The sequence below is a fragment of the Burkholderia sp. 4NA327C6 genome (genome assembly GCF_005502655.1).
Taxonomy (GTDB): domain Bacteria; phylum Pseudomonadota; class Gammaproteobacteria; order Burkholderiales; family Burkholderiaceae; genus Burkholderia; species Burkholderia contaminans.
In genome coordinates this window covers 1-19791 of record NZ_SCNZ01000072.1, presented here as the reverse complement: position 1 = coordinate 19791, position 19791 = coordinate 1, and the positions used below count along the sequence as shown (strand labels likewise).

14 protein-coding genes are annotated in these 19791 nt (G+C 66.4%); 8 read left to right on the top strand and 6 right to left on the bottom strand.

Annotated elements, in window-relative coordinates; translation table 11 throughout:
* Positions 1–17: 17 nt before the first annotated feature.
* Positions 18–503: an anthrone oxygenase family protein gene (locus FFS49_RS38915; protein ID WP_071336364.1), complete on the bottom strand. Its 486-nt coding sequence runs from the start codon at positions 501–503 to the stop codon at positions 18–20.
* Positions 500–1330 carry an NAD(P)H-binding protein gene (locus tag FFS49_RS38910; RefSeq protein WP_105817924.1) on the bottom strand — a complete coding sequence of 277 codons (831 nt, stop codon included), beginning with the start codon at positions 1328–1330 and terminating at the stop codon, positions 500–502. Before FFS49_RS38910 ends, FFS49_RS38915 begins: the two co-directional genes overlap by 4 nt.
* A 94-nt stretch (positions 1331–1424) precedes the next feature.
* On the opposite strand from FFS49_RS38910, the gene FFS49_RS38905 reads away from it, so the two are divergent.
* From FFS49_RS38905 to FFS49_RS38870, 8 genes are all read left to right on the top strand, one after another.
* A complete protein-coding gene (locus FFS49_RS38905) occupies positions 1425–2099 on the top strand; it encodes a TetR/AcrR family transcriptional regulator (RefSeq protein WP_071336256.1) in 675 nt (224 codons plus the stop codon).
* A 725-nt stretch (positions 2100–2824) separates the two neighbouring features.
* Entirely contained in the window at positions 2825–4480 is a 1656-nt protein-coding gene (locus tag FFS49_RS38900; protein ID WP_105817933.1) for an AMP-binding protein, read from the top strand.
* The gene (locus tag FFS49_RS38895) at positions 4477–5364 is read left to right on the top strand and encodes a hypothetical protein (RefSeq protein ID WP_105817925.1); all 888 of its coding nucleotides are present in this window, start codon (positions 4477–4479) and stop codon (positions 5362–5364) included. The genes FFS49_RS38900 and FFS49_RS38895 overlap by 4 nt, the downstream gene beginning before the upstream one ends.
* The gene (locus tag FFS49_RS38890; protein WP_105817926.1) at positions 5364–6473 is read left to right on the top strand and encodes a 3-oxoacyl-ACP synthase III family protein; all 1110 of its coding nucleotides are present in this window, start codon (positions 5364–5366) and stop codon (positions 6471–6473) included. The genes FFS49_RS38895 and FFS49_RS38890 overlap by 1 nt, the downstream gene beginning before the upstream one ends.
* Positions 6470–7468, top strand: a complete 999-nt coding sequence (locus tag FFS49_RS38885; protein WP_105817927.1) for a ketoacyl-ACP synthase III — start codon at positions 6470–6472, stop codon at positions 7466–7468. The genes FFS49_RS38890 and FFS49_RS38885 overlap by 4 nt, the downstream gene beginning before the upstream one ends.
* A 5-nt stretch (positions 7469–7473) precedes the next feature.
* Positions 7474–8370: an MBL fold metallo-hydrolase gene (locus FFS49_RS38880; RefSeq protein ID WP_105817928.1), complete on the top strand. Its 897-nt coding sequence runs from the start codon at positions 7474–7476 to the stop codon at positions 8368–8370.
* A gap of 90 nt (positions 8371–8460) precedes the next feature.
* A complete protein-coding gene (locus tag FFS49_RS38875) occupies positions 8461–12261 on the top strand; it encodes an AMP-binding protein (RefSeq protein ID WP_105817929.1) in 3801 nt (1266 codons plus the stop codon).
* A gap of 11 nt (positions 12262–12272) precedes the next feature.
* Positions 12273–14405, top strand: coding sequence for a class I SAM-dependent methyltransferase (locus FFS49_RS38870; protein WP_105817930.1), 2133 nt, complete (start codon positions 12273–12275; stop codon positions 14403–14405).
* A gap of 140 nt (positions 14406–14545) precedes the next feature.
* On the opposite strand, the gene FFS49_RS38865 is transcribed toward FFS49_RS38870, so the two are convergent.
* The 4 genes from FFS49_RS38865 to FFS49_RS38850 form a co-directional block, all read right to left on the bottom strand.
* On the bottom strand, positions 14546–16489 hold the full coding sequence (locus tag FFS49_RS38865; RefSeq protein ID WP_171026906.1) for a collagenase: 1944 nt from the start codon (positions 16487–16489) through the stop codon (positions 14546–14548).
* A gap of 261 nt (positions 16490–16750) precedes the next feature.
* A complete protein-coding gene (locus FFS49_RS38860) occupies positions 16751–17605 on the bottom strand; it encodes a 3-hydroxybutyryl-CoA dehydrogenase (RefSeq protein ID WP_039364674.1) in 855 nt (284 codons plus the stop codon).
* A gap of 38 nt (positions 17606–17643) precedes the next feature.
* The gene (gene bktB / locus FFS49_RS38855) at positions 17644–18837 is read right to left on the bottom strand and encodes a beta-ketothiolase BktB (protein WP_039364675.1); all 1194 of its coding nucleotides are present in this window, start codon (positions 18835–18837) and stop codon (positions 17644–17646) included.
* Positions 18838–18885: 48 nt separating this feature from the next.
* Positions 18886–19791: electron transfer flavoprotein-ubiquinone oxidoreductase (locus tag FFS49_RS38850; protein ID WP_137951058.1), on the bottom strand; the 906-nt coding region annotated here is incomplete at its 5' end.

Below are 19791 nucleotides of genomic sequence, written 5' to 3'. Positions count from 1 at the left end.
GCGTCTCTCGCCCCCTTCTACCGCGCCGCAATCCCCGCGATGAAAAACGCGCACGCGGCCGCGGACGCCACCGTGCGCACGTGATTCCACTTCGTCCAGTCGTGCACGTAGCGCGTCCACAGCGCCGCGCCCTGCGCGGTCGACGGATCGGCCGCGGCGAGCGCATCGTTGAGCGGCACGTTGACGGCCATCGTCACCGCGAACATCCCGAACACGTACAGCACGCCGCCCGCGACCGCCACCATCGCGCCCGGTTGCTCGCGATCGAACAGCGCGAGCACGACCAGTGCAAGCGCCATCAGCGTCGTGACGAGGAACAGCGGCATGAACGGCGAACGCACGATGTCGACGTTGATCGCGTTCATCGCGGCCACACCGGCCTGCGGCGCGATCCGTCCAAGCGACGTCATCACGAACGTCGAGAACGCGAAATACACGCCGGCCATCAGCCCGCAGCCGATGGCCGAGCCCCACAGCAATGCGGCGGTCACGAACGCGCTCATGATCGTGCGCTCCACACGCCGGTGGCGGCCGTCGCACGCGCATAGTCGGCGAAATCGCGCGCCGGCCGCCCGAGCGTCGCTTCGATACCGCGCGTCACCGCGCTGTTGCGCCCGTCGAGCACCACGCTGAACAGATCGTCGAGCAGCGCGACGATCGGCTCCGGCACGCCGACCTCGCGCAATCCGGCGACGAACGCATCGGCCGGAATCTCGCGATAGACGATCGGCCGGCCAGCGGCCCGTGCGATTTCGCCGACCGCTTCGGCGAACGTCAGCGCGCGCGGCCCCGTGACCTCGATCACGCGGTTCGCGAAGCGCGCATCGGTGAGCGCGGCCACGGCGACGTCCGCGATGTCGTCCGCATCGACGAACGGCTCGCGCACCGCGCCGGCCGGCAGCGCGACTTCACCGGCCAGCACGCCGTCGATCAGGTAGCCCTCGGAGAAGTTCTGGTTGAACCAGCTCGCGCGCACCACGCCCCAATCCACGCCCGACGCCTGCAGCGCAGCCTCGGCGGCCTGCGCGCGGGGCTCGCCGCGCCCGGACAGCAGCACCACGCGCTCGACGCCGCTTTCGCGGGCAAGCCGGGCAAAGGCTGCGATCGCGTCCACCGCGCCTTCGACGGCCAGGTCGGGCTGGTAGGTCACGTACGCCGCTGATACGCCCTCAAGCGCAGCGGGCCACGTGTTGGGTACCGTCCAGTCGAAGCGGACGGCCGACGTGCGCGACACGGGCCGGGTCGCGATGCCGCGCGCACGCAGCCGGGCATCGACGCGCGCGCCCGTCTTGCCCGAACCGCCGACGATGAGGATGGGAAGTGCCGACATGACCGTCTCCTTTGATGAAAACACGAGAATTTCTCGTATTTTAAAAACACGATAGACTCTCGCATTAGCAACGTCAAGTTTTTCTGGAGGCGGCATGGGCCGACAAAAATCGGGGCCGAACGGCGAGCCCGGAGCAGCGGCAGCGGATCCCGCAGATGCGCCGGCGCGCGCACGGCTGGTGCCGACGCAGCAGCGCAGCCGCGAGCGGTTCGAGCGCATCCTCGCGTGCGCGTCGGAGGTGATGATCGAGAAAGGCTGCGATGCGTTCCGGATGAGCGACATCGTCGAACGCACCGGCATCTCGTTCGGCTCGCTTTACCAGTACTTTCCGGACAAGGCGGCTGTGATCGGCACGCTTGCGGAGCGCTACAACGAGGCTGGCCACGACTGCGTGCGGCGTGACCTCGCGAAGATGAAGACGCTCGACGACCTGCACGCCACGCTCGGCCGCATCACGGACAGCTACTACCGGATGTTCGTCGACGAGCCGCTGATGCGCGACATCTGGCGAGCCACGCAGGCCGACCGCGCGCTGCAGGCGCTCGACCGGGCCGATGGGGCGTTCCTGGCGGGGTTGTTCGCGGATGCGCTGGGAGAAGTGGCGCCCGACACCCCGCATGCGCAACGGAGCGCATTCGCCGAGCTGATGATGATCCAGATCGCGGCGGCCGTGCGCCATGCGATCACGCTGCCGCCGAAGGCGGCGCGCGTGATTCTCGCGATGTTCAAGCGAACATTGCCGCAAGATTTATCGATGCTTGATGGCTAGGATGTGCTCGCCTCCTCGAGTCGAGGCATTCCCATTCATCACTCGAAATTGAATATTCGTTAATACAATTACAAAAAATCCGTCACGGCGCAATCCGAGCCCCCGACGCCCGAATCCCTGATTTTCCATCCTGATCGAATCGATACCCCGCTGCTCCCGAGAGCGCGGGGCTTTCACCGCTCGTGTGCGCAATCTACTGCGTGACGCGATGCGTGTTTCGCCTTGGTGAACGTCCCGGGGCTTAATTCAGCGCCCCGACGACCAAACGCCACCGCAGTCAACAAAGCGAACGATGATTAACCAAAATCGATAATTCAATAAAATATCGATGACCAATGGAATCGATTTCAGCAAATAATTCAGATCACCAACCCATTTGACCGTTTACTTTCTGATTTTTCTTCCGCTAAGCTTACGGCACATTTTTAAACCCACCAAGTCGATCGCCAAATTCAAAAACCCAGGAAATTTGAATTAAATCGATCGATTATTGATCATTTCCTTGAATCTAATGAGATGGAATAAATCCATAAAGGCCGGCAAGCCATCATGTGATTGACCGGGCTCCCCGTGCGTCGCCCGGCGACCGTGCCCGTCGCCCCGACCACGTCTCTTTGGCATCGCGATTCAGGTTGCACGGGCCGGGCCCGATCCCGGGGCCCCGCCCGCGCAGCGCCACGATCGCGGACTTCACACTCACACTCACACTCTTGCGAGCGCTGACGATGGACGACTTTTGCCGCGCGAACCTGCCCCCTGCCGAAGAATGGCCGACGTTCGTCTTCGACTTGCCGGGGCTGCAGTTCCCGCCGTTTCTCAATTGCGCCGCCGCGCTGCTGGATACCGCAGTCGACGAACGCGGCTGGGGCGATCGCGTTGCGATCAGGACCGAGTCGGGCATCACGTGGTCGTATCGCGATTTGCGCGATGCCGGTAACCGGATCGCGAACATGCTGGTCCGCGATGCGGGCCTGGTGGCCGGCAATCGGGTGCTGTTGCATGGCGCCAACCACCCGATGCTGGCCGCCGCGTGGTTCGGCGTGGTCAAGGCCGGCGGCGTGGCCGTCGCGACGATGCCGAAGCTGCGCGCGGGAGAACTGGCGCCCATCATCGGGCGCGCCCGGGTCACGCACGTCATCTGCGAAGCCGGGCTCTCGGCCGAGCTCGACGCGGCGATGGCACGCATGCAGTGGCGCGGCGACGTTCGGCGCTACGAGACGGACTACATGCATCCGCATGCGCGCTGGCTCGACGGGTACTCGGCAGCATTCTCGGCGGCCGATACGCGCGCGGACGATCCTTGTCTCATCGCATTCACGTCGGGGACGACCGGGGAACCGAAGGCCACGGTTCATTTTCATCGCGACGTGATGGCGGCCTGCCACTGCTTTCCGCAGCACGTGCTCAAGCCCACGGCCGATGACGTCTTCTGCGGGTCGCCGCCGCTTGCGTTTACGTTCGGCCTCGGCGCGCTGCTGCTGTTTCCGATCAGTGTCGGCGCGAGCGTCGTGCTGTTGCAGAAAGCGAACCCGGAACGGCTGCTGGCCGCCGTCGGCCGCCATCGGGTCAGCATCCTGTTTACGGCGCCGGCGGCCTATCGGGCCATGCTCGACCATCTCGACGGGCACGATGCGTCGTCCCTGCGCAAATGCGTGTCGGCGGGTGAGGCGCTCCCGTCGTGGACGCGCGACGCATGGCAGGAGCGCACCGGCCTGCACCTGATCGACGGAATCGGGGCGACCGAGATGCTGCATATCTTCGCGTCCACGGCCGACACCGGCGCGAAGGACGGCGCGATCGGCAAGGCGGTGCCCGGTTACCGCCTTGCCGTCGTGGACGAGCACGGCCAATGCCTGCCGCCCTACGAAATCGGTTATCTGGCCGTCCAGGGGCCGACCGGGTGCCGCTACCTGAATGACGCGCGGCAACGCGACTACGTCAAGCATGGCTGGAACCTGACGGGCGACAGCGCGTACCTCGATGAGGATGGCTATCTGTTCTATCAGGCGCGCGCCGACGACATGATCATCAGCTCCGGTTACACGGTGTCACCCGGCGAAGTGGAGCAGGCGCTGCTGCGCCATCCCGCGATCGCCGAGTGTGCCGTCGTCGGACAGATCGACGAACGGGGCGGCACGCTCATCTGCGCGCATGTGGTGCTGCGACCGGGCGTCGACGGCTCGGAGGCGTTGACGACGCAACTGCAGCAGCACGTCAAGAGCGTGATTGCACCGTACAAATGCCCGCATCGGATGACCTATCACGCCGGCGGCCTGCCGCGTAACGAATCGGGCAAATTGCGCCGCGCCGTGCTCCGGCAGGCCGGTCATGGCGCGACGCATCCCCTGAATCAAACCGTCCAGAACGAGCACGCCCTATGAAAATTCTCGGAGCCGCGGTGGCCATTCCGGACCCCGCGACCACCGCGCAATCCTGTGCCAACGATTACGCGATCAACGCCGCCAGGCAGGCGCTGCGGCAAGCCGGTTGCCTGCCGTCGGAACTGGATCTGATCGTCAGCCTGTCGATTTCGCCCAGCAGGATGGCGGACTCGCCAACGATCGCCGGGCCGCGGCTCGCGCACCCGGTGCAGCGCGACCTGCGTGCGCGGCATGCGGCCGTGTTCGATCTGCTCGACGCGGACTGGACGCTCGCACTCGATCTCGCGCAAAGCCATTGCAAGCAGCTCGGCTACCGGCGCGCGCTCGTCGTTCGCGCGGAGGCGCTTGCAGACGTCGAACAGGCAGCCACGAGCGGCTTCGCCGACGGCGCCGGCGCGATCGTCCTGACGCCTGACGGCCGGCAACGCGACCATGCGTGCCGCTACGCGGATCTCGACGCGCCCCCGTTCGCGACGCTCGACGCCCTTCCCCCGCGACGCGCGAACGGCGTCCTGTCACTGGCCCGCTTCGAGAGCCGGTTCAATCCCGCAACCGGTCGATTCGACGCTGAACCGGCCTATGCGGCCACCGCGGTGCGCACGATGGTCGACGCGATGCAGCGCCGCGGCGACCGGCGCGCCACTCCGCTGTTCTGCGAATCGTGGTTGAGCGGATGGCCGTCGATCGCCATCGGCGTGGGCCGCGATTTCCACGTCGATGTCGTCGCCGGTTCGGCGGACATCCCGAACCCGTTCCAGTTACCGGCGTGGCTCTCGTCCCGCGTCGCCCATTCGATGTCGTTGCGTGACGACGAACGTACGGTGGTCGCCATGACGCTGGATCCGTTCAGGCCGCGCATTGCCTGCAGCACGATGGAGGTCTGATAGTGCACAACGTCCGAATCGCAAGTCTCGCCTGCCGCCTGCCGGCACGCCAGGTGCCCAACGACGATCCCGTCTTCGCGGGCGTCGAGCCCATTCCGTCGGAATGGTGGCAATTCTGGGGCATCGAATCGCGCTACATGATCGATCCCGCCGCCGGCGAATCCGAGCTTGCGCTCGCCGAACGCACGGCCCGCGACGCGCTTGCCCGTGCCGGCGTGGAGGCCGCCGAACTCGATCTGGTGCTGTTCAACATGACGTCGCCGTTCGTCTCGCTCGCGGACGGCCAGCGCCGTTTCGCGCCGCGCCTGGCACGCACGCTGCGCGACCGGCTCGGCGCCACGCGCGCGCTCGACGCCGATGTCGAGATGGAATGCGCGAGCTTCGTGCTGCAACTGCAGATCGCCGCCAACCTCATCAAGCAGGGACGGGTGAAGCGTGCGCTGGTGTGCTCGTCGGAGCGCATGTCGGCGGTGGTCGACTACACCAGCAAATCGTCGACGAACTTCGGCGACGGCGCGGCCGCGGCCGTGCTCGTCGCCGAGCCAGCCGATCCCGACGGCGCCGACTGGCTGGATGCCGCGTATCGCAGCGATGCCACGCACTACGACCTCGTGACGATGCAGTGGCGTCACGCGCACGCCGCGACGGACGACGACGTCGCAACCGACGCCGACAACCCGTTCGGCGTGTATTTCACGCTCAAGCCCGAAGCGCAGGAAGCGATCGCCCGCTTCATGCCCGTGGCCATTCCCGATATCGTCGAGCAGCTGTTGCAGCGGAGCGGAACCCGTGCCGCCGATGTCGACGCGATGGTGTTCCATCAGCCGTCGGCGCTGCTCGTGCGCGCATGGGCACAGCGGCTCGGGCTCAAGCCCGACCAATACGTGATTCGCGTAGCCGACTGCGCGTGCCTCGTGTCGGCCGCCGTGCCGTTTGCGCTGTACGAGTCGATCCGCGAAGGCGTGATCCGGCCGGGTTCGTTGGTCGTGATTGCCGGGGCCGGCGCAGGCTGGGGCTTCGGCGCGCAATTGTGGCGCTGGGGCGAAACCGTCGTGACCGATGCGGGCGACGCCGTCGCCGCCGTGGCGGAGCAGGAGGTGCAGGCATGACCGCCCGACTCGTCATCGCCGGAATGGGCCACGCGCTGCCCGACCGGATCGTCGGCAACGACGAAGTCGCCGGCATGATCGATACCAGCGACGCGTTCATTCGCGAACGCACCGGCGTCGTGGCGCGACGCTATCTCGCGCCCGATCAGGATCTGGCGGATCTCGCCTGCCCGGCCGCGGAGCGGGCGATGGCCGACGCCGGCGTCGCGGCGCACGACGTCGACCTGCTGATCGTCAATACGCTGTCGCCGGATCATCACGATCCGTCGCAGGCGTGCTACATCCAGCCCCGGCTCGGCTTGCGGGAGATTCCGTGCTTCGATATCCGCGCGCAATGCAGCGGCGGGCTCTACGGGATGGAGATCGCGCGCCATTTCCTCGCGAGCGGCCTGTACCGCAACGTGCTGCTGATCTGCGCCGAGGCCCTGTCGCGGCGAATCGACACCAGCAATGCGGGCCGCAACCTGTCGATCCTGTTGAGCGACGGCGCCGCCGCGCTGCTGCTGCAAGCGACGGACCACCCGGCGCACGGGCTGATCGACCTGACGCTCGGCGCCGACGGCACCCGGTTCGACCTGCTCAGCACCGAAGCGCCCGGCGCGCGACGCCCGCGCTTCATCGACGAAGACGACCTCGCGGCCGGCCGGCACCATTTCCGGATGAAAGGCGGGCCGATGTTCGAAGATGCCACGCGGCGCATCGTCGACGCGTGCCGGCAGATGCTCGACAAGCACCGGCTGACGCTGTCGGATATCGGCCTGGTCGTACCGCACCAGCCGAACCTGCGCATCCTCGACGCGGTCATCGGGCAACTCGGGCTGCCCCGCGAGCGGTGCATGATTTCCGTCGATCAGCTGGGCAACATGGCCAGTGCGGCGTTTCCGGTCGCGCTCGCCCTCGCACGCGAGCAAGGCCGCATGCCGGCCGGCCAGCTCAACCTCCTCGTGACCTACGGTGCGGGCGCGACGTGGGCCTGCGCGCTCTATCGGAGCTGAACGACATGCTGATCGCTTCCCCGGGATGGATCGAGCCGCGGCTGGCCCTCGTCGGCACGGCCGACGTGCCGTTGTACGTGATCGTCAACGACGAGGCCGCGACGCTGATCGAGGGCGGCCTGAGCGGCATGACGGAGCTCGTGTGGCAGCAGCTTCACGACCTGCTGCGGGACTTCGGCGGCATCCGGCATTTGCGCTACTGGCTGATCACCCACTCGCACTATGACCATTGCAGCCTGCTGATGACGCTCAAGTCGCGCATGCCGTGGCTTCATGTATCCGGTTCCCCCGACGCGTTCGATGCGTTCCAGAGCCCGTCGGCCTGCCGAACCATTCGTCAGCTCGACACGCATGCTTCGCGGTCGTGGCAGCCCGCCGTCGACGCGGAATTCACCGAGTTGTCCGACCTGCCGTTCTACCCGGTCAATCCGCGCACGCAGCTCGACATCGGCGCCGGGATGCAGATTCGCACGATCGCGCTGCCGGGCCACAGCCGTTGCCAGTTCGGCTACTACTGCCCGCAGCTGGACATCGGTTTCGTGTCGGATGCGCTCGGCGAGTTTCACGGCGCCACCCATTGGCTGCCGCTGGTCTTTCAGGACCTGTTCGCCTATCGGCACTCGCTACATGTCATCGAGCAACTGCAACCGCCGCGGCTCGCCCTGGGACACCACGGCATCCTCGCCGGCGAGTTCGCCCGCTCGGCCGTCCGGCACGCCCGCGCATGCCTCGATGCGCGCGAGGCCGACGCGCGGGCGGTACGCGGCAACGCCGCCGCCACGCACGAGCTGGCCCATCACTGGACGGCACGTTATGCGGCAAGGAGCGAACGGGTGGTACCGCATTTCCTGCATCTCAAAAGCATGATGCACATGATCGACCTGTTCCATCGCGCCGAATAGCCGCCTTCGGATTCCCGCCGCAGCCACGCGTGGGCGCCGCCCCGGCGCCGGGCCGCTGCTCGCTGTTTTCATTCCTCTTGCGACGACAACATGACCACTGCGATTTTGCCGACCACGCTTAGCGAACTGCTTCAGAACCGGGCCGCCGCACTCGGCGACAAGACCGCCTACGTGTTCCTGAGCGGCCCGCCCGAACAGGAACAGCCCGAATCGATGACCTTCGCGGAACTCGACGCACGCGCTCGCCGCGTCGCCGCGCTGCTGCGGCAGAACGCGATCGACATCGGCGACCGGGTCCTGCTGCTGTGCCGGCCGGGGCTCGACTACGTCAGCGCCTTCATGGGGTGCCTGTATGCGGGTGCCATCGCCGTTCCCGCCTACCCGCCGCGCAACCGGCAGCATATGGTGCGGATCGCCGGCATCGTCGAGAACGCGGGCGCGAACACGATTCTGTGTTCGGCCGAGGACCATGCGCGCTGCGCGACCTGGCTCGCCGATACCGACGCATCCGGCAGCACGCTGCTCGACGTCGGGGGCGCGCAGGTGCTGGATCCCGTGCATTCGCCCGCCAGCGTGGAGCCCTCCCAGATCGCCTTTCTGCAATACACGTCGGGAACCACCGGCAGCCCCAAGGGCGTGATGGTGTCGCACGGCAACCTGATGCACAACCTGGGGCTGATGCGCGAATGGCTCGCCTATGACGAGCAGAGCACGATCGTCAGCTGGCTGCCGCCCTACCACGACATGGGCCTGATCAGCGTGATCCTGACGTCGCTCTACGGCGGCTTCCGGAGCGTCCTGATGGCCCCGGAACGCTTCATCCAGCATCCGTACCTGTGGTTGCGTGCGATCAGCCAGTACCGGGCGGATCTGACCGGCGCGCCGGATTTCGCCTACCGGATGTGCTGTCGGCGGATCTCCGACGAGCAGCTGGCGACGCTCGACCTGTCGTGCCTGCGGGTCGCCTACAACGGCGCCGAGTCGGTGCGCGCCAGCACCCTGACCGATTTCGCGCAGCGCTTCGCCGCCGCGGGTTTCGCCGCCGACGGCTTTCTGCCGTGCTACGGGCTGGCGGAGGGTACGCTGTACGTCGCCGGTCGCACGGAGCGGCATCCGATCCGGACGCTATGCGTCGACCAGGCCGCCCTCCAGCAACAATCCGTGGTGCTGCGCGGCGAATGCCTGGGCGTGTCGCAGCAGCCGCTGGATCGTCCGGGCGAACGGGTTCTGGTCAGCGTGGGCCGCACGGACGGCGAACAGCACGTGATCGTGCGCGACCTGGAGACGAACGCGCGTTGCGCCGATCGGACGATCGGCGAAATCTGCGTGGCCGGCCCGAGCGTCGCCGCCGGCTACTGGCGTCTGGACGAACAGACGCATTCGACCTTCCGGCACAGTCTGGCGGGCCATCGGGATCAGGTGTTCATGCGCACCGGCGATCTCGGCTTCATTCTGGACAACGAGCTTTACGTCACCGGCCGGCTCAAGGACATGGTGATCCTCGCCGGCCGCAACTACTACTCGGAAGACATCGAATACGCGCTGATCGTCGGCGTGCCGGAGCTCGTGCCGAACGGTTGCGCGGCCTTCATGGACGACCAGGTCGACGCGGAGCGCCTGATCGTCGTCGCGGAAGTCGAGCGCACGCAGCGCAAGGGCAATCTCGACAGCTTCATCGACGCGATTCGCCAGGCCATCTGGAACCGCCTCGACATCGGCCCGAGCGCGATCGTGCTGGTGTCGCCCGGCAGCGTGCCGAAAACATCGAGCGGCAAGGTACGCCGCAGCACGTGCCGCACGCAACTGCACGACGGCGCGCTGACGATCCTCGCGCAGTGGGACGTCGAGGGCGGCGCACCGACACGCGCGCCCGATCGCCGACAGCCCGCGCATCCGGCAGCCGTGGCCGACCAGCCGGCAGCCAACGATCACCGGCGCGTCGACAGCGCCACCGTCGACGAACTGAACGACTGGCTCAGGCACTATGCCCGCACGCGGATCGATTCGCGAACCATCGACGAGCGTCGCACCATTCCGCCGCACGTCGTGCTCGATTTCGGGAATCAGGGCCTGCTCGGCATGCCGATCGACCGCTCGCATGGCGGCCTCGGCCTCGGCCAGCGCGACATGTCGCGCGTGCTGGCGCAGTTGGCGGCGATCGATTCGACCCTGGCTTTCTTCGTTGCCCTGAACAACACGCTCGGGATCCTGCCGATCATGCAGCATGCGCAGCCGCCATTGCGCGACGCATTGCTGCCGAGCCTCGCGAGCGGACGGATGCTGGCCGCATTCGCGATCACGGAGCCGGCCGCGGGCTCGCATGTGCGTGCGATCGCCTCCCGCGCACAGCGCCTCGATTCCGGCGACTGGCTGGTCACGGGAAACAAGCGCTGGAGCGGCTCATCCGCATGGGCGGGAATCATCAACGTGTTCGCGAAGCAGGCCGACGGTGCCGGCATGGTCGGTCTGGCGGTGCGCCCCGGCACGCCGGGCGTGCGGATCGGCGCCGAGGAACTGACGATGGGCGTGCGCGGCATGATCCAGAATTCGCTCCATCTGGATCAGGCACGAATCAGCGACGCATGCCGGCTCGGCGACGTCGGGCAAGGGATGGCCGTCGCTCAGCACGCGATGAACATCGCGCGCCTTGGCATCGCCTCCGTCTGCGTGGGCGGAATGAAGCGCTGTGCGCAGCTGATGCATCGCTACGGCGCGCGGCGCCAGATCGGCACCGGCCTGCTGCTGGACAACCCGCTGAGCCGCCTGCGCCTGGGCGAGCTGCGCGACCGCATCGACGGGCTCAACGCGCTGGTCGAGCACCTGGCGACCGAACTGGACCTCGGCGTCGCGCTGCCTGAAGACTGCCTCCTGATCGCGAAGACGCTCGGCTCCGAGCTGCTTTCGCAATCCGCGGACGAGATGATGCAGTTCCTGGGTGGTCGGGGGTATATCGAAAGCAACCTCGCGCCGCAGATTTTCCGGGACGCGCGCCTGACCCGCATCTTCGAGGGGCCGACCGAAACGCTGCTGGTTCACCTGGGCAGCCGCCTGCTCAACGGCGGCGACGATTTGCCGCGCTATCTGGAGGGTGCGCTGAGCGCCGGTGCACTGGCCAGGGAACTGCGCGAGCTGGGCGCACGGCTGGCGCAGGACGGGCTCGCCAATGCGCCGAAACTCGACGGCGCCGCGCATGCCGCCGTCTGGGTCAATTACTGGCTCGGCACGATCGCGCAATGGGGATTGCTGCTGGCCGTGATCGAACGCGCGGCTGCGCAGCAGCGGATCGACGACGGCACGCTGCGCTGGGCGCAGCGCCAGTACGAACTCGCGATCGAGGCGGCGCAACGGCAGGTCGGCCGGCGATCCGCATTGCCCACGACAGCGGAACTGAACGACTGGGCCGCGCGCACCGGGTTCGAGATCGGCTCGATCGAGCAAACGATCCCGGGCGCCAGCCAACTCGTCGACCCGTTGCTGGACGCCAATGCCGGCGCGCCCGACGCGCCCGCCGACGACGACGCCGGTTCGGCCGCAACCCCGACCGTGAACGAACCGGCGAGCCTGCTCGAGCGTCAGCAGATTCATGCCGTCGAACAATGGCTCATCGCGTGGCTGGGCGAGCGCCTCAAGCACCGCAAGCTTCGATTGACGCGCGAGTCGACGTTCGCCGAAATCGGCTTCGACTCGATCCTCGCCGTCGAAATGACGATCGTACTCAGCGAGACGTTCAGCGTGACCGTCGATCCGTCCGCGGTCTGGGACTACCCGTCCATTCGCGCGCTGGCCGCCCACCTCGCGCCGCGGACTCACGGCGCCGCGCCGGCGGTTGCCGCGGCGCACGCCGATCCGGATGCATCGTCACCCATTGCAGCCCAACCTTCGACCCTGTGAGACCGTCCACCATGCACGCCCGATTCAACCTTGGCGATTCCACCGCCGCACTGGCCCGGCAACTCGAACACTATCTCGACGCCTATCCCGACGAAACACGCACGTTGCTCGGCCTGTCGGCCGGCACCCCGATCGGCGTCGAGGTGCTCGACATGGAGCTGCCGGTCAAGCTCGAGCAACACACGCATGCGGCCACGCTGCGCATCGGCCGGCACGACGCCCAGCGCGTGATGGCCTACACGCGCAGTTGCAACTGGGCGAACGGCATCGTGCTGGTGCCGACGCTGGCGCGCCTGGTGTTTGCCGGCGCGTTCCGCGGCCTGCGGGCCGGAGCGCCCCGCTCGATGCGCGCGTTCGCCACGTCCCGCCAGCCCGACCCGACCCGTAACCTGGGGATTCTGTGGGGCGCCCTCAACCTGTTGAGCCTGGCCGGCTGGCTGACCCTCGATCGCGGCGACGAAGACGCCGAATATGCGCTCACCCCGGCCGGCGAATATGTCGTCGCGTGCGTCGAGCGCACCCGCCCGCTGTTCGAGCAACTGGCGAATGCCACGTCGGTGCTCCAGCATCTGCACGCCCTGTGTCACCGAACGCGCATGGCGGCTGACGACAGCGTGCTGTATGCCCAGCTCGCGCGGATCTGCATAGCCGGTTGGCCGGAGCTTCCGCTCCCGGCCACCGATCTGGAGCGCCAGGTGAATGGACAGTTGCGCACGGCGATGGACGGCCTGTTGCTCGGCCCGACCTGGGTCGCGCTCGACATGCCGGTGTTCGACCGGCAGCCGGATGGCCGGTACTCGCAATCGGCGCCCGGCATCCTCGGCAAGCTCGACGGTCAGCCCGACGGGGTCGCGGTCGGCGCCTGGACACAGGCCGATCCTGTCGTGCTGCACGCGGCGTGGTCGCTGATGTGCAAGTTCGGCATGGTGGAAATCGATCGGGAAAAGGTGCGCCTCACCGAGTCGGGCCGGATTCATCGTCCGATTGCCGCCCCTTACGCGGGGTTGCCCGCGTCCTATCTGCGTTCGTATGCGTTGCTCGACGAGCTCCTGTTCGGCAACCCCGATCCGCTCGATATCGATAGCGACGGCCACATCGATCGCGTGATGAACGTATATGCGTCGAGCGGCGCCGGGTCCGGGCCGGCGTCGCAGGAAATCACGACGAAAATCCTGCGCGCGTTGTTCGACGAGACGCCGCTGGACCGCCAGCCGGCCGGCATTGCCGACATGGGCTGCGGCGACGGCAGCGCGCTGAAGCGCCTGGCGGAATACGTGATCACGTCGACGCAGCGTGGCCGGCACCTCGCGGATTATCCGCTGCTCGTGATCGGTGCGGACTACAACGAATCCGCGCGCGGCCGCGCGGCCGCCACGCTGTCTGCGCTGAGGGACGTCTCCGGCGTGCAGGTCCGCGTGATCGCCGCGGACATATCCCGGCCCGACCGCTACGACGAAGCCGTGGCCGAAAGCGGCCTGACCGTCAGGCAGCCGGACGGCAGCGTGCGCCCGGCGCGACTGAGCGACTTGTTGCATACCTTCATGTTCCTGGTCCACAACCGCCGGTTGAGCATTCGTCGCAAGGACGCCGCCGAAGCGATCCTCGAGCGCCATCTGCGCAGCGTCGATCGCACACGCCTGCGCGCGGTTGTCGATCAGCACTACGCGGGCGTCCTGACTGTATCGGATCAGGCCGAGCTGCCGATCGCGCTCGACGCGATCAAGCGGGCGTTCAAGGTGGCCTACAGCGATGCGGAAGGCCTCGTTCCCGGTTACGTGGCGGCAGCGGATCTCATCGATTTCCTGACCCGCTGGAAGCCCCACGCAAAGCACGGCTTTCTCATCGTGGAAGGGCATAGCCCGTGGGCGGAGAATCTTTGCGCGCGTGCGCCGGGCGGCCCGGACACGTGGTTGCGCACCGAGCAGCTTCCGTCGGTGTTCAACTGGGGGATGCATTTCGTGTCGCGTCAATTCATGGCGCCGTTCAACGAATTCACGCTTGCGTTGACGCTGGCCGGCCTGCGCCCCGACAGCCCGATTCACGGGCGGATTCATCCGGAGGGGTTCCCGGGGCCGGATCTGCTTGACGATTACCGTTTCTTCAGTATCGCAAACTATGTTGCCGATACCGGCACGGATCGCTAGCGCGGTGGCGGCACGTCAGGTCGACGCGCCGCGGCCCTCGAATTTCCGTTCGAGGGCCGCTTCCTGCTCCCGTCGCCCTCTCGGGTGCGTCGGGCGCCACGGTGGCCGGCGTCCGATCACGCGGCGCCGACCGGTGCCGGTCAGCGCTTCGCCGGCACCGGCGGCTCGCCTGCCGTCGTCGCGCTGCGCGCCCAGTCGGCAAACTCGGTGTCATAGCGATTGCCGATGTACGCGACATAGTTTGCGTACCCATCGTAATCGCCCACCCGGAAGCGGGACACGATGGTGTCGACGTCCGCGCGATGGCGCTCGAACATGAAGCGCGTCGCCATGTAGCCCCACCGGTACGCGCGCGTGACGTAGTCGCTCGACGCGTAACGCGTGCCGAGCACGTCCGAGAACCGGTACGCGCCCGTGCGCACCGCGTCGATCGACTCCGGGTTGTCGTTCTTTCTCGACAGATACTCGGCGACGCCTTCGATCCACCACACGGTCGGCTTCGCGGTGCTCGCCGAGAAGTCGCCCGCCATGTCGTATCGGCCGTCGAGATAGTGCGTGAACTCGTGCTCGAGGTTCCATACCTTGAACTCGGGCCGCAGCCATGATGCCTCGTGCGCGATGAAGCGCGCCTGATTGCCCGGCGCGGACGGATCGCCCTCGAGATACATGCCGCCGTTGTCGGTGCTGATGCCGTAGATCACCGACGCGTATTTTCGATAGTTCGCGTAGTCATCGAAAATGACGAGTTCGATCGTGTCGTTGCGATCGCCTGCGACCGCCTTGCGCCCGGTCTTCATCATCCGGTGGAAGTAGTCGTCCTGCCTCGCGACCGCCGTGCAGACCGACTGCAGCTGCGACATCGTCATGTCCTGCGCGAGAATGCGCACGCCCGCATTGCATGTGTAGCGATTCGCGAGCACCGCGTCGGTCAGCCGCTTCTTGTAGTCGCAGGTGCCGTAGTCCGCGCAGTTGCCCGGATCGCCGTAGTCGACCGCTTCCGCCGCCGCGAGCCAGAGATCGCTGTCCGCGCCCGTCATGCTCGTCGACGCGAGCATGTCCTGGATCATTTTCTTCACGCGCGGCTTCTGCGTCGGATAGCGGAGGAAGCGAAACGTTTCGCGCGCCGCGTCGGCCAGCTGATAGGCGGCGCTCGTGTTCGACAGGCTCGCGCGGTTCGCGGTGACGAAGCGGTTGAGCGTCTCCGGGAGCGTCGCATCGCTGTCGAGCATCGGCTGCGCGCCGCTGCGCTGGTGCGCGTAGAAGAACACCGTGAGCAAGCCGGTGAAGCCGCCCGCCGCACTGCGCTGCAGCAGCGGCGCGGCCGCCTGCGGATTCGCCGCGCTCACGGTGTAGGATGCGATCCGGTTCTTCAGCGTCGGCAGGTAGTACGCTTCGTCCCGCATGTTCGTGATGAGCTTCATCAGTTCGTTCGCGGTGCTCGGCGCACGCGAATTGTCGCGATAGAGCGCATCACCCTCCAGGCTTTGCTTGATATACGGGCGCAGCGACACCGCGAGATTCGGAATCGGGTTCGCCATGCCCGATACATCATATTGGTAATAAGCAGCACGCAGATAAATCAGCAAATTGACCAGGATCAAATTGCTCGCATCGTATTGATGAATTTCCTGCACGAAACGACTCGCGACAGCGTGCACGTTTTCGGCATTGAAGATCCGTGTGGCCTGCGCTTTATCGACCGAAAACAAGCCGTAGTGGCATTCGTAATCGGGAAGATTCGCGATGTAATCGGCGAGTGCCGTGCCGCGATACTGGGTCATCACCGACATGTCGCGGCAATCAGCGCCCGACGTGCTGCGCGTGCTGCGCGTGGCCGGCTGCTTGAGCGGCGAAGGCCTCGTCAGCGCCGCGCGATCCTGCTCGCTGAGCGGCAGGTTGTACTGCGCCTGCTCGGGCGACACCGGCAGATTCTGCGGCACGCGAGGCATGCGCGCCTGCCTGGGTTGCGTCTGCTGCGCAGGCTCGGTATTGGCCGACGCAGTGCCGGCCATTCCGGCGAATACCGACCACGCGACGATGGCCGACCAGCGGCATTTTTTTTGAAACCCCTCGTTTATTGCCACTTTATTTTCTCTCGGTTGTTTTTGGGCAACCAAGATATAACATTACATGTTGAAACGTCAATTTAATCGATATGAAAGATATCCTCGTTAATTGGCTTAATTATTTAACGATTAAAATCGATTTCCGAAATGATTCAACCGACGGACAGGATTCGGCGCGCCGCTTCCCTAAATGAAAAACGCGGATGGCGAACCGCACCGGATGAACGACATCATCCGGCACGACTCGCCAACCGCGTTCAAGACTTTCCAGCCTTCCGCTTACTTGCTGTAGTCGTACACCCCACGCCCCGTCTTCCGCCCAAGCCTTCCAGCCGTCACCATCTCGCGCAGCAGCGGGCACGCACGATACTTCGGGTCGCCGAAGTCCTTCACGAACACGTCCATCACCGCGAGGCACACGTCGAGGCCGACGAGGTCGGCCAGCGCGAGCGGCCCGATCGGGTGGTTCGCGCCGAGCTTCATCCCCGCGTCGATCTCCTCGGCCGACGCGATGCCTTCCGCCAGCACGAAGAACGCCTCGTTGATCATCGGCACGAGAATCCGGTTCACGACGAAGCCCGGCGAATTGCGCACGCCGATCGGCGACTTGTCGAAACGCTCGGTCAGCTCGCGCACCGCCGACGCGGTCGCGTCGCTCGTCTGCAGCCCGCGGATGATCTCGACGAGCGGCATCAGCGGCACCGGGTTGAAGAAGTGCATGCCGACGAAGCGCGCCGGATCGGCGAGCGGCGCAGCAAGCGCGGTGATCGAGATCGACGACGTGTTGGTCGCGATGATCGCCTCGGGCCGTGCGACGGACTCGATCTGCTTCAGGATGCGGCCCTTCAGCTCGACGTTCTCGGTCGCGGCTTCGATCACGATATCGGCCGCTGCGAGCTTCGCGTAGTCGGTCGACGTCGTGATGCGCGCCAGCGCCGCATCGCGCGTGGCGGCGTCGAGCTTGTCCTTCGACACGAGCCGCTCGAGGCTGCCCTTCAGCGTCGCGACGCCCTTCTCGAGCGCCGCGTCGCTGACGTCGATCATCACGACGTTGAGACCCGCAACGGCGGCGGTCTGCGCAATGCCGTTGCCCATGGTTCCGGCGCCCACGACGCCGACAGTTTCGATGGCCATGAAGTTTCCTGTGTATTCGGGTGCTGAGCGTTCGATTATCAGATGTTCTCGAAGATCGCAGCAATCCCCTGGCCGCCGCCGATACACATCGTCACGAGCGCGTAACGCCCGCCGATGCGCTTCAGTTCGTACAGCGCCTTGACCGTGATCAGCGCGCCGGTCGCACCGATCGGGTGACCGAGCGAGATGCCCGAGCCGTTCGGGTTGACCTTCGCCGGATCGAGGCCGAGCTCCTGCGTGACCGCGCACGCCTGGGCCGCGAACGCCTCGTTCGCCTCGATCACGTCGAGATCGCCGATCTTCAGGCCCGCGCGTTCGAGCGCCTTCTGCGTGGCCGGCACCGGGCCGATGCCCATGTACGCCGGATCGACACCCGCGTGCGCATACGCGACGAGGCGGGCGAGCGGCTTCACGCCCTGCGCGCGCGCGGCGTCCGCGCTCATCATCAGCACGGCGGCAGCCGCATCGTTGATGCCCGACGCATTGCCGGCCGTCACCGTGCCGTTCTCCTTCTGGAACACCGGCTTCAGCTTCGAGAAATCATCCGCGCTGGCTTCGAGGCGCACGTGCTCGTCGGTGTCGAACGCAACTTCACCCTTCTTCGTGCGGATCGAGATCGGCAGGATCTGGTCCTTGAAGCGCCCTTCCGCGATCGCGCGCGCCGCGCGACGATGCGATTCGAGCGCCAGCGCATCCTGCGCGTCGCGCGAGATGCCGTACTTCGCCGCGACGTTCTCTGCCGTCACGCCCATGTGGATCGTCTGGAACGGGTCGTGCAGCGCGCCGAGCATCATGTCGACGAGCTTGCCGTCACCCATGCGCTGGCCGAAGCGCGCGGCCGGCACGGTGTACGGGGCGCGGCTCATGCTTTCCGAGCCGCCGCCGATCGCGATGTCGGCGTCGCCGAGCATGATCGTCTGCGCGGCCGATACGATCGCCTGCAGGCCCGAACCGCACAGGCGGTTCACGGTCAGCGCGGGCGTGTGCTGCGCCACGCCGCCGTTGATCGCCGCGACGCGCGCGAGATACATGTCCTTCGGCTCGGTGTTCACGACGTGGCCGAACACGACATGCCCGACTGCGTCGCCCGGCACGTTCGCCCGCGACAGCACTTCGGCGACCACCTTCGCACCGAGGTCGGTCGGCGAGAAATCCTTCAGGCTGCCGCCAAAATCACCGATCGCGGTACGAACACCGCTCACCACCACGACTTCTTTCGCTGCATTGCTCATCGTCTCACTCCGGTTCGTTCGCGCCCGCAGGCGCGGGGATGCGTTGCGTTACATGTTCGGGTAGTTCGGCCCGCCGCCGCCTTCCGGCGTGACCCACACGATGTTCTGCGTCGGGTCCTTGATGTCGCAGGTCTTGCAGTGCACGCAGTTCTGCGCGTTGATCACCAGGCGGTCGCTGCCGTCGTCGTTCTTCACGAATTCATACACCGCCGCCGGGCAGAAGCGCCCCTCCGGCCCCGCGTACGTGCGCAGGTTCACGTTCACCGGCACGTTTGCATCCTTCAGCGTCAGGTGCGCCGGCTGGTTCTCCTCGTGGTTCGTGTTCGAGATGAACACCGACGACAGACGGTCGAACGTCAGCTTGCCGTCCGGCTTCGGATACTCGATCGGCTGGCATTGCGACGCCGGCTTCAGCATCTCGTGGTCCGCATGCTTGTGGTGCAGCGTCCACGGCACGTTGCCGCCCATCACCTTCTGCTCGAGCCCGACCATCAGCGTGCCGAGATACAGGCCCTTGGCCATCCACTGCTTGAAGTTGCGCGCGCGGTACAGCTCCGTGTACAGCCACGACTGCTTGAAGGCATCCGGGTACGCGTTGAGCTCATCCGACTGGCGGCCGGCCTGCACCGCGTCGAATGCGGCGTCGGCCGCCAGCATGCCGGTCTTGATCGCCGCGTGGCTGCCCTTGATCCGCGATGCGTTCAGGAAGCCCGCGTCATCGCCGATCAGCGCGCCGCCCGGGAACACCGTCTTCGGCAGCGACAGCAGGCCGCCGGCCGTGATCGCACGCGCGCCGTACGACACGCGCTTGCCACCTTCCAGGAACGCGCGGATCGACGGATGCGTCTTGTAGCGCTGGAATTCCTCGAACGGCGACAGGTACGGGTTCGTGTAGCCGAGGCCCACCACGAAGCCGACCACGACCTGGTTGTTGTCCATGTGATACAGGAACGA